The organism is Occallatibacter sp. (assembly GCF_035317045.1).
Classification (GTDB): Bacteria; Acidobacteriota; Terriglobia; order Terriglobales; family Acidobacteriaceae; genus Telmatobacter.
Genome location: NZ_DATHHT010000024.1, coordinates 34,631 through 51,728, shown reverse-complemented (window position 1 = coordinate 51,728; position 17,098 = coordinate 34,631). Strand labels below are relative to the sequence as shown.

At 57.4% G+C, this 17,098-nt stretch carries 4 protein-coding genes; 2 read left to right on the top strand and 2 right to left on the bottom strand.

Annotated features, from left to right (window positions below; all coding sequences use genetic code 11):
* Positions 1 to 65 precede the first annotated feature (65 nt).
* Positions 66 to 1,178 carry a LacI family DNA-binding transcriptional regulator gene (locus VK574_RS11090; protein ID WP_472799916.1) on the bottom strand — a complete coding sequence of 371 codons (1,113 nt, stop codon included), beginning with the start codon at positions 1,176 to 1,178 and terminating at the stop codon, positions 66 to 68.
* A 208-nt stretch (positions 1,179 to 1,386) separates the two neighbouring features.
* Here VK574_RS11090 and VK574_RS11085 point away from each other — a divergent pair, with 208 nt between their 5' ends.
* Positions 1,387 to 5,052, top strand: a complete 3,666-nt coding sequence (locus VK574_RS11085) for an outer membrane beta-barrel protein (protein WP_472799915.1) — start codon at positions 1,387 to 1,389, stop codon at positions 5,050 to 5,052.
* A gap of 81 nt (positions 5,053 to 5,133) precedes the next feature.
* On the opposite strand, the gene VK574_RS11080 is transcribed toward VK574_RS11085, so the two are convergent.
* Complete coding sequence (locus VK574_RS11080) at positions 5,134 to 8,766, bottom strand: glycosyl hydrolase 2 galactose-binding domain-containing protein (RefSeq protein ID WP_472799914.1); 3,633 nt, start codon at positions 8,764 to 8,766, stop codon at positions 5,134 to 5,136.
* An 807-nt stretch (positions 8,767 to 9,573) separates the two neighbouring features.
* Here VK574_RS11080 and VK574_RS11075 point away from each other — a divergent pair.
* Entirely contained in the window at positions 9,574 to 16,932 is a 7,359-nt protein-coding gene (locus tag VK574_RS11075; RefSeq protein WP_472799913.1) for an FG-GAP-like repeat-containing protein, read from the top strand.
* Positions 16,933 to 17,098 lie beyond the last annotated feature (166 nt).

The window sequence follows — 17,098 nt, the reverse complement described above, 5'->3', positions numbered from 1 at the left end:
TCGAGGTTTCTGCGGTCGATCGGATGGATTCAATCGTTTGAATCAAGGAATATCGCGCGTGAACGCTAGATTGTCAAGCGCGATTTTGCGAGGCTTGCGCGGCGCGATTCCGGAATGTGCCGGGAAGTGGACATGCGCACCACGAGTTCGGGCGGGGCCCTGAACAGCTTTACTGGCCGCTCGGCGTTTTGGTCGCGGGAGTTGATCGCGCGCAACGTCCACTCCGAGGCGAGCAGGCCCATTTCTTTTAACGGCTGACGAATGGTTGTGATGCCCGGGGTGGAAACGGCTGCAGGCAGAACGTCGTCGAATCCAACCACGGAACAATCGTCTGGGACTTTCAGACCGGCGCTTGTCAATCCTCGCACGACTCCGAGGGCGGTAAGGTCGTCGAAGGCAAGAACCGCAGTGAACGGGCGTCTGGATGTCAGCATCTCCTTCGAAAAACTTAGCCCTCCCTCAAACCCCGATGTGGAACCCATCAGATTTGGCAATTGAAAGACCAACTTGCGATCGATCTGGATGCCGGCCTCGGCCGCGGCGCGCTGCACTCCGGCCCAGCGCGGTTCCGTGTCGAAGAGTTCCTCGGGGCCGCGGATGATGGCGATGCGGCGATGACCGAGTTCGATGAGATGGCGCAAGGCTAGCGCTCCGCCGGCGTCGTTGTCGACAAGCAGGGAACTGACCTTTTTGTTGGTCAGGTCGCGGCCGACGATCACAATGGGCACTCGGTTTTTTTCGATGTCTTCGAGCAGATTTGTTTCCTGGAAGATCCAGCTTGCGATGACGATGACGCCCTCAGCTCTGCGCTCGAGGATCATCTTCAAATAGTTATCGAAGAGCTTGCGCTGCGTCTGTGCATCGACCAGCAGCGGCAGGTAGTCGGCCGGTTGCAGGCCTTCCTGAATTCCATGAACGATCGGGATGCAAAACGGATCGGAGAGATCGTAGGCAAGCACAGCGATTGTCTGGCTGCGGCGCCTGCGCAATGACCGGGCATACGCATCGGGGTGATAACCGAGTTGCTGCGCCATTTTGCGGATCCGATCACGGGTGGAGGCGGCGACGTTCTGCGACAGCGGCGCTTCGCTGAGCACGATGGAGACAGTAGAGACGGAGTATCCGCAGGCCTGCGCGATATCGAGGAGTGTTACGTGGCCGGACTTGCGTTGCACCATTTCGCCTCCTTTCGCGCGGGATTGACGCCCTGGAGTTTAGCGCCATTTTGCCACAGAAACCAGCGGACCGGTTTTCGTTAATTGAAGCCGGCGGCAGCGGACAAGCAGGCAATTCACTTTCTGCTTGACATGGTTGCTGAAACGATTCTACATTCTGCTGTCAAGAGATTCAAACGTTTGAATAAGGCGTTTGACCCCGGGGGTAGCTATGGATAAGCAATGTGCGCGAGCCGCATATGCGCGGTCTATTTTCCTCATCTGCCTATTGGTTGGAATGGCTTCGGCAGCCTGGGCCCAGGCAGGGAGAGGGTCCATCAGCGGACTTGTCACTGATTCCACGGGCGCGATCATTCCGGGGACGCAGGTCGTAGCGCAAAGCCAGGCAACCGGGCTGAAGCTTTCCACTGTATCCACCGCGGCAGGCTTGTACTCGTTTGTGTCGCTCGCTCCCGGAAGCTACCAAGTGACGGCGAGCGCCAAGGGGTTCGATACGCTGGTGGAAAAAAACGTTGCGGTTTCGGTTGACCAGGTGTCGACGATCAACCTGACGATGAAGGTCGGGAGCGTTAGCGAGGTCGTGACGGTCAACGGAGCCACGGCGCTGGTGGAGGCGAGCAATTCGACGGTTGGACAGCTGCTGACGGCCGATACCATCGATAGGGTTCCGCTGCTGACGCGCAACGTCTTCGATCTTATCCAACTGAGCGCGGGCGTGACGCCGGCAAACGGCGCTCCTAATTCTTCAAGCTCGTTTGCGATCGAAAACATCTCGAGCGGACGGCCGGGTGTGGATGTATCTTCTTACACCATCAATGGCGCGATCGTGGGCTCGGTCTACTACATGGTCGACGGAAGCCCGCTGGGCATTGCAGAGAACAACGTCGCGGCGATCATCCCGGCGCTGGATATTCCCGAAGACGGCGTGGAAGAGACGCGAGTGGAGACGCAGAACACTCCGGCGAGCTACCAGAGCGGCGGAGCGGGCGTGATCAGCCTTGTGACGAAGTCGGGAACGAATCAGTTTCACGGTGATGCGTTCGGAGTTTTCCGGCCCAACGTGCTGGCGGCGAATGAGTATTTCAACAAGCAGAGCCAGCTTGCGAACGGCAGCTCCAACAGCTCTCCTGCCTTTCACCGCTACCAGGAAGGCGGCGCATTCGGCGGGCCCATTCTGCACGACAAGCTTTTCATCTTTGGCGACTACGAAGCGACACAGCAGCAGCAATTTGACGGTTCCAACTTCTTTGTTGTGCCTACAACGGCGGAGCGCACGGGCGACTTCTCGGCGGATGGATTCACGATCTACGACCCGACCAAGCCGGATAATCCGGACGGAACGCGCCAGGCCTTCGCGAACAACACGATCACCAATCCCAACCCGATCGCCCTAAAGTTTCTTTCGAATTTTCCCAAGTGCAATTACCCCAATCCGACAACATGCGACGCGAGTTCGGACGATGTTTCGCTGAACTACTTCGCTCCCGGGCTTGATCCAACAACCGCGCAGAGATTCGATATTCGCATGGATTGGGTCGCGAGCGAGAAGCAGCGAGTGTTCGGTCGTTTCTCGTTCGATCGTCTGTTTACCTCGACCTACAATGCGTTTCACAACATGTGGGATTTGAATTACGCGCAGAACGTGACGAATGGGCGCAATTTTCTGCTGGCCGATGACCTGACACTCAGCCCAACTATGTTTTTGCAGTTGCGCTACTCCTTTACGCGCCACTACGAGAATCAGGGCGGAGATCCCCGGCAGAATGGCTTCGATATCACGTCGCTCGGGTTTCCGTCGTCACTGGCCGCAGAAGAGGTCTTCAAGCTGCTGCCGTTTGTGATCTTCACCGATAACAACAGCGGAATCGGCGGTACAGCCAACTACAACACCTTTCAATACGCCAGCGAGAATAACGACCCAAGCGTGACGGTGACCAAGGTTCTGAACAAGCACGAGGTTTCGGCCGGCTTCGAATACATGAAGCGCTTCCTCAATGTGGGTCAGCCACCGGCGGCCTCGGGATCGTATGCCTTCGACATTTCGGCTACGGACCAATCGGTCGCGTCGGCGAACGGTGGAAGCGATTTCGCTTCGTTCCTTACCGGGATGGGTACGCCTCCCGGCACGGAGTCGAATAACTACCCCAATTTTACGAAGGACCTGTTTGCGGCCGAAGCCAGCCCCTACTACGCAGCGTTCGTCGAAGATACGTTTCGTCCGAGCACAGTGCTCACTATCACTGCCGGCCTGCGCTGGGACATTTTTGGCGGCAAGACGGAGCGTCACAACCGGCTGGAGTACTTTAATCCGACGGCGACGAATACGGCGGGTGGGGTTAACTACACCGGCGCGGAGGAATACGTGACGAGCGGCAGTCGCTCTCCGTTTACGACGAACATGAAGGATTTCGGGCCGCGGCTCGGGATTGCATGGCAACCGGCCAAGTTGCTGGTTGTTCGCGCGGGCGGCGGTTTCTACTATGGGCCGAGCTCGCACATGGTGGGCGGAACAGGCTTGGACAGCGACGGTTTTTCATCGCAGACGACGTGGAATGCAACCTGCCTCAATGCCGATGGCAACACGGTGTTGAACGGCTCATCGGCCTGCAACGGAGCGGCCGCGGGAAGCCCGGCGCCCGGCTTTACGGGAGATTTTTCGTTGAGCAATCCATTTCCCGGCGGGGTTGTTCCCCTGATCGCAAATCCAAAAGGGCTGGCGAACAATCTCGGAACCTCGGTGAACGCGATGCTGCGCACGCAGCGCACGCCAACCACGTACAACTTCAACTTTGGAGTGGAGTACGAGTTGCCGCAACAGGTGGTACTGAGCGTCGGATACGTGGGGAGCCGCGGCCTGTTTCTACCGCTGGGAACACTCGATTTGAATGAGCTGGACCTGGCTACGATCGCAAAGTACAACTCCTCGCTCTGCGTGGATACGTCGGATCCTAATTGCGAGATGGTGGCCAATAACTGGGCGAATATTCAGCCGCCGACGAATGCGAACTCTGGTGCGGCCACGGTTCCGCTCTGGGTCTCAGTTCAGCCGTATCCGCAGTTCGGCAACGGCAATTACGGTTCGGGCAACGGCGTGATCATCCACGGCTACCCTGGAGGCGATTCCGACTACAGCTCACTGCAGACGAAGGTGCAGAAGCGGCTAACGCATCACTTCACGGCCCTGGCTACATTCACATGGGCGAAGCTGATGACGGACGACGGCAATCCGCCGCTCGGGTTTGTGGGAACGCATCTCGGCGGCCCACAGGATGCGCGGAACATCAACCTCGAGCACTCCATCAGTCCGCAGGATGTGAAGTATCAATTCACCGGAACGGTTTCCTATGATCTCCCGGTGGGCAAAGGCCGCGCTGTGAATCTGAACGGCGTTGGCGACTCGATTCTCGGTGGATGGACTGGAAACCTGATCGCTTATTTGAGCACGGGCATTCCCGTTGCTACACCGGTTGTGGGAGCGCCGATCGCTTACTTCAATCAACGGCCCGATCTCACCTGCAATCCTGCTAGCGGCGCGCCGCACACCGCCACGACATGGTTCAATTTCAACTGCTTTGCGATACCGTCGAGCCCATTTGTCGCGGGCAACGCACCTGCGTACCTCGACCATGTACGCACCATGGGAGCGAAGGACTTCGACATTTCCCTCTACAAGCACTTTACCTTTGGGAATGAGAAGGATATCCGGTTTGAGATTTCTTCGTACAACATTGCCAACAGGGCGCAACTGGGAATGCCGGGAACACCGAGCATTACTGCCGTGCAGTCTGATCCGTCGCAGGCTGCGCAGTTCGGCCTGATTACGAATACCGTGAATAGCCCGCGTCAGTTCCAGTTTGGATCGCGGTTCACGTTTTGAAGGCGCCGTATTTCAACTAGCCGAATCAAAAAGCGAAGGCCAGTCGCAGCGATGCAACTGGCCTTCTTTGTTGGCGGGACCCTAGGCCAGCACGATAGTGGGTTTTTCTCCACGCGTGTCGACTTCATTGACTTCGGTGACAATGGTGCGGGATTCGCCGGGCATCAGAGCGATGTAGTTATCGGAGTAGATTGCCGGCAGAATGCGATCGCCTGTCTTTTGCCGTACGGCTTTCACGCGCACCATCAATGCGGGCGACGGTCCAGTGTTGTGGACGTTGGTCGACAACTCCCAGCGATCTCCCTTCTGGTGCACACTGGTTGTGGCGGCCAACTTGGGCGCCGGTAATTGGCGGATGGCGCGAAAGTCGTTTTGCTGCAATCCGCGCATGTAGAAGTTGGTTGAGAGCGTTTCGGTCCCCCGCTTGAGGGACAGGCGGAGGAAGTGAACCGGAGACAGCCCGGCAGGATATTTCATGTCGATGCAGTTTGTTGTCGAGTCCTCCGCGCTGTCCAGAGGGACGGTCTTCAGGTCTATTTGCTTTCCATCCATATTGAGGATTTCAACAGTGGCAGTGAGGCCCGTGACTTTGCCGGCGCTGTAGTTCACCACTTCGATGGTTTCCGCGGCGCAGTTCCACTGGATGTGCAACGGCTCAGAGCCTTTCTTGCATCCGTAGTAGGCGGCAGTCGGCTCGAAAAAGTAATCGTAGGTTTGCCACACGAAGGATGGCCAGCAGGAGTGGCTCATCCACAGCAGAACGCCCATGCGGTAACGGCTCTGCGCTTCAAACATGGCGCGGTAGGTGTCGTAGTTGATGAACTGAGCGAGACGGATCCACTCCTCGGCATTCGTTGCGCCGCCGTAGCTGTTTTCAACGAGGGTGCGAAATCCCGCGCCGCCCATTGCGCCCTGAAGACAGAAGTCGTGCAGACCCCAATCGAGTGCCTGCGGCCAGAGCGCTTTCTCGGGCATCATCATGCGCACGCTGTCGAGGGATGGGATATTCGGCGCGCCGATTTCGCTGTGCAGTTGTTTGTCGGCGACATTGAAGTAGAAGGCGGCCGGATTTGCCCAGTACGGTCCATGACCGCTGACTACCTCGTCGGCTGAACTTGGAATGTAGTGCAGCCCAGGATGCAGGTCGCCTAGTATCTTGCGAATTCCCTGTTCGAGCGGCGGAGGAGGGAAGCCCTCGTTGCGGCCGCAATAAAGGCCCACAGATGCATGGTTGCGGATGCGCAGGACGACGTCCTTCACGTTCGCGAGGAACAATTCGTTGTTGTCCGGTTCGGGACCATCCCATGGATTGGCGAGCCAGAAGTCCTGCCACACGACGATTCCGTGACGATCGCAGGCTTCGTAGAATGCTTCGTCGCCGATCTGGCCGACCCAGTTGCGGATCATGGTGAAGTTCATTTCGCGGTGGTAGCGGACAGCGGCATCGTACTCGCGCGCACGATAGCGAAGCATCGATTCGCCGAATCCCCAGTTTCCGCCACGCGCAATAAAGCGGCGGCCGTTGATCCAGATGCGCAAGGCCCCACCGTCTTCGCTGTAGGTCATATAGCGAATGCCAGCCTTGAATGTATCCTTGTCGATCAGCTTTCCGCCGGCCTCGATGGAGATCTCCGCGTCGTAGAGGTGCGGATCGCCGTAGCCGGCGGGCCACCAGAGCTTGGGGTCTTTCAGGTGGAGCGCGGGATTCGTCGCCGGATCCAAAGTGACGGTCTTTCGCTCGCTGGCGGCGAGTTGTACGCGCTGCTCAATCTTGATGTCGCCCAACTGGAATTGCAGTGTGCCGTCGAATGGATGGTCCTGGTGATTGATGAGGTCAGCTTGTACCGTGAGGTCTGCGGACGATGTATCGGGAAGCGGAAGCTTGCTGGAAACGAATGAGTTTTCGATTGTGACTGCTTCGGTCACCGAAAGAGAGACATCGCCCCAGATGCCAATGTCGCGCCCGCGCATAGTCGGGATCCAGTCCCATCCAATGGTGGCGTGATAGGTGGGATTGTCAGATCCGAGGCCACCGCCGTTTTTGGCGCAGATCTCGTAGGTTTTTTGCTTGCAGCTGCCGGGTGTCGCGTTTTTTTCAATGCGAACGGCGAGCGAGTTGGTACGGCCAGGCAGAATCTTCTCCGACACATCGAACTGACCGCGCATGAAGCCGCCTTCAATGCGGCCCAGCTTCTCGCCGTTCAGATAGACTTCGGCTTTCCAGTTAATGCCGTCGAAGTTGAGCCACGCGAATTGCTCGGGAGTTTTCGCCGGAGCCTTGAACTCCATGCGATACCAGAAGTCGGAATAGAAGAAGGAGTCCGAGATATAGAGCTGATTCTGGCCGAAATTCGGGTCGGGGATTGCGCCGACATTTGCGTAAGACGTCAACACAGTTCCGGGCACCGTTGCGACCAGCCAGTCCGCATCGTGAAAACCAGGTTTGGAAAGCGCTTCTCCTGCATCCTTTACGAAGTTTGCCCGTTGAATGCGCCACGAACCGCCAGCGAGAAGCTGCCTGCGCTTCGCATCCACTGAGGGCATCGGCTTCGGTTTGGCCGCAAATCCGCCGCGGCCGAAGACCTCGAGTTCACTGAGAATGTAGCCGTATGGCGTTGCTGGTCGTGTCATCAATACACGAACGTATCGGCCCGTAGCCGGTTGCGGCAGCTTCAAGACATCGATCGCGCCCGTCCTGCCGGAGAGGGATGCCAGATCGCGCCATGTTTCTGCATCGTTGGAAACCTGCACGGAGCCTTCGGCGGCGCGGGCGATCCAGGTCAGTTCGACGTGGTCGAATGTGCAATGCGAGCCGAGGTCGACATAGACCCATTCCATGCCTGAACCTGCGCTCATCCACGCGCTCGTGAAGCTATATGGACCGCCAACCTCAACACGCTGGTCGCCTTTGAAGAAGGCCACCTGGCCGAGCTTCCATGTCGTTTCAAATGCCGACGAGGCGTTTTTGCCGTTGCCCATCGCACATTCGATTCGATAGAAGCGGCTGCGGCTGACTGTCCTGAGAGGAATGGAGGGCGTGAAGAAGTGGTTGGGAGAAGCAAACCCTGGCGGATAACCGGCGGTTGAGGCCGCTTTGGGTGATGAAGTGGTGCCTGCGACTTCCCAGGAGCGACCATCTTGAGAGACCGATACGGTGAAGGTGAGAGAAGCGGGCGACGCCTGGAATGGCGAGACGACATAGAGCTGGATGCGGTCGATCTCCGGTGCGGCATCTCCGCCGGCGAGTTCGATATCGACCTGGGCAGGAGATCCGCGGAGTTCCATGGTGTTCATCGGTGCATGGTCGACGATGACTTCGCGATTCTCCTTGGAGACGGGGCCTTGCAGCCCGTCGGAGACGACGATCCATTGGGGCAGATTGCTGGCCTTGATGCCGTCAGTTACAAGCTGGGCCGTAAGGTTGTAGTCGTAACTGCTGGAGTGATAGGCGGGACGCAGCAGAGCAAGATTGCGGTAAGTAGTTGTGTCGGGTATGAGGGTGGGGCCGAAGTGTGCCGTGGGCTCTCCGGGATAAACGCCGACGCCGCGCGTGAATTCCGTTAGTTTCAGAGTTGCCTCGGAAGGCGCCGGCAAAGGGGATGTTCCCGCATCTATCGTTTCTCCCGGTTCGCCAAAAGCTGATAATCCATCCACGGCGATGGTCGCACTCGCAATCGCCGTTGTTTTCAGGAAATCTCTTCTTGATGTTGTCATCTATTCTCCGTGAGTCGTCCCGTCAAATGAACGCGCCAAGGCAAACCGCTTCTGCGCGAAAACAGAGGATTTGGCTCTCTGATTCGGCAGGCCCAGTTGGCTGTTTTCCTGGGTCGGTCCATGCAATTGCTTTGAGGCCGCTGGACTGGCAGGTTTTGGCTCGACACCATGTTAGTCGCACACCCCAAGGGCTGCCGAATCGATTTAGCCGGGTCCTGCGCGCAGTGCCGCCGGTCGCATAGCGTTGGAGATCGATGGCAAAATCGGAAGAATTGCGCAGACAACGACTCAGGCGTCGGATATCAGTACATTTTGCCGCGTCCAAATTTTGGCAGGATCGGGTGGACCTGATCGGGATCGAACCGATGACTCTTCCATGTCATAGAGGAGTCGGTCGTCAGGTTACAGAGAGCTATGGGCCTATAAACCGAAGAAATCGGCACAAAGCCAGCACGGGCGGGGCGATCTGACCCCCAACATTTTTCTTCTTATGACGGGCTGGGATGCGGTTAACCAGCTCTGCAATCATGGCTCGTTTCGACTCCAGGTTCGATTCGTTTCGATGAAGTCAATCCCTTGAAAGTGTGTGCCTCGAGACACAGGGTCTGTGAGCGGAATGGTGTTAAACTTTCGCCATAATTCCACATCACGATTTTTCGCTGCATTCCAGGCGAACGCGGCTGTGCGATTGTCAGGGGAGCGATCATGGGTTACTCTTCGTCCGCTTACGCGGCGAGTTTGCGCGTCAGGTCCTGGTTCTCATCCAATACCTTCCAGCACAGTCGTTTAATAAGTCTTGCAGTCGCCTTGTTTCTGACTGCCAGTCTTGCTGCGCCCGCGCAAAGCAAGGTGCTCACGACTACTACTTTGGCCGTTTCGTCTAGTTCCGGACCGGTGACGACGGTTCCATCCGGCACGATTATCACGCTGACAGCTAAGGTCACTCCTGCATCCGGAACAATCAGGGCGGCACAGGTAACGTTCTGCGATGCATTGGCAAAGTACTGCACGGACATTCATGTATTGGGCACAGCGCAAATCACGAGCGCGGGAACCGCAACGCTCAAGCTTCGTCCAGGGATCGGAAGCCACAGCTACAAGGCGGTTTTTCCGGGGACGAGTTTGTATGCCGGAAGTACTTCCAGTGCATCTGCGCTCGCGGTAACCGGAACGATTCCCCAGCTCTCGAGCGCAACTTCGATTAATGAGACAGGGAGTTGGGGTGCGTATGCGCTCTCAGCCACAGTAACGGAAACCGGGAATACCGTGCCGCCTACGGGGTTGGTCTCGTTTCTGGATACGAACCACGGAAACGCAGTCCTTGGCACGGGAACGCTCGGCGCTGGGACGCGCGGCGTGGCGTGGACAAACGTGAACACCAGCGCCCAAAGCGTTGCCGGCGTCTCCTATGCCGTGGCGGATCTGAACGGAGATGGCATTCCGGATCTTTTTGTTGAGGACTACTTCGGGACCTACGACGTACTGCTCGGCAAGGGGGACGGTACCTTTACGGTTGTGGGTTCTCCGTTTGGCCCCTACAGCCAAACAGGCTCTTTCGTTGTGGGCGATTTCAACAATGATGGCATCCCCGACGTTGCCGCCATCAATGGGACCTACTACGGTCCGAGTAACACCATAACGATTTTCCTGGGCAATGGCGACGGCACGTTTACCGTTGCAGGTTCCAGCCCGGCAGTTGGCATGAGTCCCAGTGGGATCACAACGGCGGACATCAATGGGGACGGGAACGCTGACCTGGTCGTCAGCCAGACGGATTCCTCAGGCAAAGGGGAAATGGCGGTCTTTCTCGGCAACGGGGACGGGACATTTACCCAGGCGCCATCCCCACCTTCGGTGGGCTCGACCGCCACTTCGATAGTCCCAGCTGACATAAATGGAGACGGCAAACCTGATCTGGTACTGAGTGGCAATGGAGGGAGCGGGATCACCATCCTACTGGGTAAAGGCGACGGGACCTTCACTGTCGTTGCGGGCCCAGGACAGGCAGGCGAGGCAATCGCATCCGTGGCGGATCTAAACAACGACGGCATTCCCGACCTGGTCTTTCCGTCCGCGCCTGCTTCCTACCTCACAGTCTTTCTTGGCAATGGCGACGGCACCTTCACCCAGGCACCCTCAAGCCCGAAAGTGAACCTGCAAATTGGCCCTTCCGCGATCGCGGATTTTAATCAGGATGGAATTCCGGATATTGTGTACGCCATCCCCGGTACCGCCTCGGCCGGAATACTTTTTGGAAAAGGTGACGGGACGTTTGTCCAGGCGCCCGCGACTATCACGTACGCCTACGATTTCAGCGGCAATCTCGTGGTTGCGGACTTCAATGGGGATGGCTGGCCCGACGTGCTGACCGAGGATGGAAATTCCCGGACGGTAATCGATTCGCTAACCCGGCCCACGGAGACGGCAACTGCTTCGGCGACAGTGTTTATCGCCCTTGCAGGTACACATCTTGCAGACGCCAGTTACGCTGGAGACTCGAACTACAACCCCAGCATCTCTGGAACCATCGCGTTATGGGGAGCGCCTTCAGCCACGATCACGGCGCTGACGCTTACCTCCGCCGGGACGACGGTCTCGTCCGTGACTCCCGGTACTGTGGTTACGCTTACTGCGACTGTTACAGCTGGGGCGAGTCCAGTAACCGCAGGCCAGGTGAACTTCTGCGACGCATCGGCGAGCCACTGCACGGATATTCATCTGCTGGGAACGGCGCAACTGAAAAGCAATGGGACTGCCGCGTACAAGTTTGTTCCAGGATCGGGACAGCACAGTTACAAGGCTATGTTTGTGGAGAACGGCTTGGGCACAAGCAGTTCATCCAACGTGGCGAGCCTATCGGTCGGTCCAGCGAAGGCGCCTGTGTATACAGATATGACGTCCATTACAGCCACCGGTGTTCCCGGAGATTACTCGCTGACTGCGACGGTAGAAGGTTTTGGCGGAAGTGCCACGCCCACTGGAAGCGTTTCGTTTCTTGACACCAGCTTTTCGAACACCGTACTTGCAACAGCCCCATTGAGTTCAGGTACCGCAGGCACAGGATGGCTCATATCGCAGACGGCAGCCGCGGGAAGCAACCCAATCGCTGAAGTGTCAGGAGATTTCAATGGGGACGGCATCCCGGACGTGGCCATCCTCTCGACCGGAAACACATCCGGCGAGACAGGCACCATCGCGCTCTTCTTCGGCAAGGGCGACGGAACGTTCAGCGCAGGACCAACGATCCAGGTGACAACAAGCAACCTGGTCGCGTACACGGTGATGATCGGCGGTGACTTCAATGGGGACGGCAAGATGGATCTTGCCGTGCTGAGCCCCTCATTTGGCTACGACTCCGACAATGTTACGACTTACCTGGGCAACGGAGACGGAACATTCAGCGCTTCGCAAGTGAGTACGGTCCCTAACCTTAATCAGGCGGGAGGCGATGTGATTCCGGGGGCGATGGTTGCCGGCGATTTCAATGGGGATGGCAAGATAGACCTGGCTCTCGTGGGCGATTATGCAAACGTCGGCGGAGTCAACATTCTTTTTGGCAACGGCGACGGAACATTCAAAGCGGGAACGACCTTTGATCCAAACCATGGCTTCGGCCAGGTTGCAACCGGAGATTTCAACGGCGACGGCATTCCGGATTTGGTTGCGACCAACTACTTCAGTCCCGGCGGCGCAACGGTTCTTCTCGGCAAGGGCGATGGAACGTTTAGTGCGACACTATCGCAACTGCCGATCGACACCTTTGCAGGTTCCATTGTTGTGGGGGATTTCAACGGAGACGGCAAGCTGGATCTGGCTTTTGGTTTTACTGGAGCCGTGGAGATTTATCTCGGCAACGGCGACGGAACATTCAACCAGGCATCCGGCAGCCCAGTCACCGGCGCAGGCATGAGTCTTGTAGCGGGGGATTTCAACCACGACGGCAAGGTGGATCTCGCAGGAATAGATAATTACAACGACCAGGTCGACCTCTTCCTTGGCGCAGGAGACGGTACATATACAGAGACGGTATCGACGCCTAACGTAAGCCAGATTTGGCTTGGTCCATTTGCCATCGTCGCGGCCGATTTCAATGGCGACGGCGTCCCCGATCTGGCGATGTTGACAAAGAATGTCAACACCATATCGATCCTGATGACGGAACCAACTGAGACAGTGAGCGCGACGGTAAACGGAATTGCGCCGGTAGGTTCTGGGACGCATAACGTCGAAGCAAGTTATCCGGGTGACAGTAACTACGGCGCCAGTGTTTCGAGCGCCGCCGCACTAACTGCCGGGCTCGCGCCACTGGTGATTTCGCCCGCTGCAGGTACGTACTCTTCTGTGCAGACAATCACCCTCACTGAATCGGTTCCCGGGGCTACCATCTATTACTTGGCCTATGGGATAGTCAATACGAACGGCTTCGTTCCATATTCAGGTCCGATTCCGCTGACGCAGGGCGGAACTGAGACCATCCAAGCCTACGCATCGGAGACTGGATACCAACAGAGCAACTACGTGTTAGTAACTTACACGTTGGTACTACCGGCAACAGCGACTCCCACGATCTCGCCCGCGACCGGATACTATGCTGGTCCGCAGACCGTGACTATCTCCGATTCGGATACGTCGGCGAAGATTTATTACACCACCAACGGCGCATATCCTACGACAAGTTCGAATCTATACAGCGGGCCAATTACGGTGTCTGCATCGGAGACGCTGGTGGCTCGTGCAGTTTCGTACGCACACGCATACAGCCTGCCTGTTTCAGCGCAGTACTTTATCGGATCCTCTTCAGTGCCGTTGATCTATACCGTGGCTGGAAGCGGAATGTATGGGTATACGGGCGATGGCGGTCCAGCGACCCTGGCGCAGACGGATTATCCGTACGGAGTCGTGAAGGATTCAGCGGGCAATCTTTATTTCAGTGACGAGTCCAACCACATGGTCCGCAAGGTTGCGGCGGGAACAGGAATCATTTCGGTTGTTGCCGGAAACGGATACAACGGGTACAGCGGGGATGAAGGACCGGCCACGATGGCTGAACTCGGCTATCCCATGAGCCTGGCGCTAGACAATGGAAACCTGTTCATCGCTGACAACGGCAACGCGACGGTTCGCGAAGTGAACCTGAGTTCCGGAACCATCTCAACCTACGCGGGGAGCCCCGCTGCGACAACGGTGGGGGATGGAGGACCGGCAACCGCCGCAGATCTCTATTTCGTCGGCGGATTGGCGTTTGATGCCTCGCACAATCTGTACATCGCGGAGAATTCCTTAGGTACGATCCGGGAAGTGAATTACGGCACGGGGATCATTACAACCATTGCGGGAACAGGAATATATGGCTTCTCGGGCGATGGCGGTGCGGCCAGCAGCGCCCAATTTCGCTCGGTTTGCGGATTGGCCTTCGATGCCAGCGGTAGTTTGTACATCGCCGACTCCGGGAACCAACTGATTCGTAAGATCACTGCCACAAATGGCGTGATTGTTCCCGCGAGCATCATCAGTACAGTCGCCGGTACTATTCCTTCGTCTCAGTACGGGTATCCAGCCGGCGGCTACTCAGGCGATGGAGGGCTGGCGATCAGTGCGAACCTCAATGATCCAATAGCGGTTGCTCTGGACAAATCTGGGAACCTGTTTATCTCCGATCACTTCAACAGTGTGGTTCGCGAGGTTACCGCGATCGGAGGGATTATTTCGACAGTTGCCGGAAACGGGGTACTCTGCGGCACGATTGGCGGTGACGGGGGTGTTGCTACCGGCTCTTCTCTTTGTAATCCGTTCGGGATTGCAGTTGATAGTGTTGGAGATCTTCTCATCGCTGACGAGTTCAATCGAATTCGCGAGGTTGTGCCTGCCGCTGCACCTCCAAGTACGCAGGCGGCTACACCTACCTTCAACGTAGCGGCGGGAAATTATTCCAATCCGCAAAGCATCACGATCTCGGACACGACGCCCGGATCTTCTATCTACTTCACGGTGGACGGAACTACGCCAGCGACGGGCGGTTCTGCGGGTTACAGCCTGCCCACCAGTGTCACGGGAATGGTGACGCTCAAAGCTATTGCGAGTGCTCCCGGTTTTCTGACCAGCGCTCCAGCGTCAGCCACATACAACGTCAGCGCATTTTCTCCTTTGATTACGACGGTTGCCGGCACGGGCAACTCGGGCTTTTCGGGCGCGGGAGGACCGGCGCTGAGCGCGACCTTCGCCGGACCGAATGGCGTAGCAATGGACAAGGCAGGCAACCTATATGTATCCGACTCTCCGAACAATGTGATCTGGAAAATTTCGGCGACGACGGGAACGGCTTCCATCTACGCCGGTACTGGCACTGCGGGACGTACCGGGGACGGCGGGGCGGCGATCAATGCCATGTTGAACTATCCGAAAGGCCTCGCATTCGATAGTACGGGCAATCTCTACATCGCGGACAGTAGCAACAATGTGATCCGCGAAATCGCTGTCTCAACCGGCATTATCTCCGCGGTCGCAGGCGGAGCGGCCCCCACTTACAACGGAAGCATTGGCGATGGTGGTCCGGCTACTTCCGCCATCCTGCAGGTGCCTGCGACCATTGCTTTTGACGGCAATGGCAATCTCTTCATTGCAGATACCGACAACTATCGAGTCCGCGAGGTTTCGGCGACAACCGGGATCATCACCACTGTAGCCGGGAGCGGTACCTCAACAGGCAGCGGGGATGGCGGCCCCGCCACGAACGCAGGCCTTCAACTTCCTGATTCGCTCGCTGTCGACAAGGCTGGCAATATCTACGTTGGGAGCTCGAATGGAGCAAGAGTTCGCAAGGTGACGGCAGCTTCCGGACAAATCAATACCATCGCCGGTTTTGAGGATCTGGCCGGCGACACCGGCGATGGCGGACAGGCAACCAGCGCCGAGGTGTATCCCCGCTCGTTAGCTCTCGACTCCGCGGGCAATCTGTACATCTCAAACTGGCCCGGCGAAATTCGCGAGATCAATTCCAGCACAGGGGTGATCGCAAGAATAGCGGGCATCGGGTATCCGGGGTACAACGGCGATGGAGGACCTGCGGCGATGGCTCAAATCCTATCCCCAGGCCAAGTTGTATTTGATGGAGCGGGCAACCTCTACTTTGCCGATTCGTCTTATCGAATCCGCAAGGTGTTTCTTAGCGCACAGGCGGCGGCAACACCGGCATTCAGCGTTCCCGCAGGCACGTACACGGCTTCGCAAAGCGTCGCTCTTACCGATTCAACTCAGAATGCAACAATCTATTACACGACGGACGGTAGCACACCGAGCATTTCGTCCAATGCTTACGCGACCCCCATTACGGTGAACTCTTCTGAAACAATCAACGCAATTGCGATCGCTGTTGGCTATAACCAGAGCGCAGTGGCAAGCGCTTCTTACGTCGTGGACCTTCAGACGACGCCGGCACCATCGTTGACGAGTTTGTCGCCTGTGTATACCGGCGCGGGCAGTGCGCAGTTTACGCTTACCATCAATGGATCGGGATTCACGGGCGCCTCGTCCGCGTACTGGAGAAACACAGCACTGACCACGCAATTCGTCAGCTCTACGCAGTTGACCGCCACTGTTCCGGCCAGCGACATTTCAACGGCTGGGATCGTGGCGATCACAGTGCAGACTCCCTCTCCCGGGGGCGGCACGTCGAACACTCTGCAATTCGAGATTGACACTGGCGGTTCGGGGACGCCTCCGTCGTTTTCAACCACGTCGGCCACCGTTTCGGCCGGTGGCACCGCGAGCTATCCAGTCAGTCTGCCTTCTTCGGCAACCAATGTCTCCGTGAACTGTCTCAACCTGCCTGCCGGTGCTTCATGCAGATATTCGGCGAGCACCGGCTCACTGACCATCACGACCACGTCGACTACTCCGACGGGAACGTACGTGATCACCGCCGTATTTACCGAGACCCTGCCGGGAGCCGCAGCCGCACTAATCCTGTTGCCCTTCCTGCTGATTCCATTCGCGACGAAGCGGCGGAAGGCCACACGAACCTGGTTGATTGCGATCGCTGGGGCGATCACAGTGGCGGCCGTTGTTGCCGGTTGTGGTGGCGGAGGCGGCAGCAGCGGAGGAACTAACCCTTCACCATCGACGCATCAAGTAACGAGTTCTGGCGCCGTCACGCTGATCGTGAAGTAACACTGGAAGCACTCAACGCTATGCAAACACCATTTGCCAATGCTTTCATCGAGACAATTCCTGTCGCGGCTCGATTGTTGTTGCATCTCCGACGCGGGCGATCGGCATACAAGAATTAGGGAAAAGATGCACGCCCTGAAGACTTCGGCCGCTCGCTGCGCAAGTG

Bases quoted from the DNA above. Each gene is read 5' to 3' on its own strand.
- VK574_RS11090 (WP_472799916.1), bottom strand. From the start codon at position 1,178: ATGGTGCAACGCAAGTCCGGCCACGTAACACTCCTCGATATCGCGCAG.
- VK574_RS11085 (WP_472799915.1), top strand. From the start codon at position 1,387: ATGGATAAGCAATGTGCGCGAGCCGCATATGCGCGGTCTATTTTCCTC.
- VK574_RS11080 (WP_472799914.1), bottom strand. From the start codon at position 8,766: ATGACAACATCAAGAAGAGATTTCCTGAAAACAACGGCGATTGCGAGT.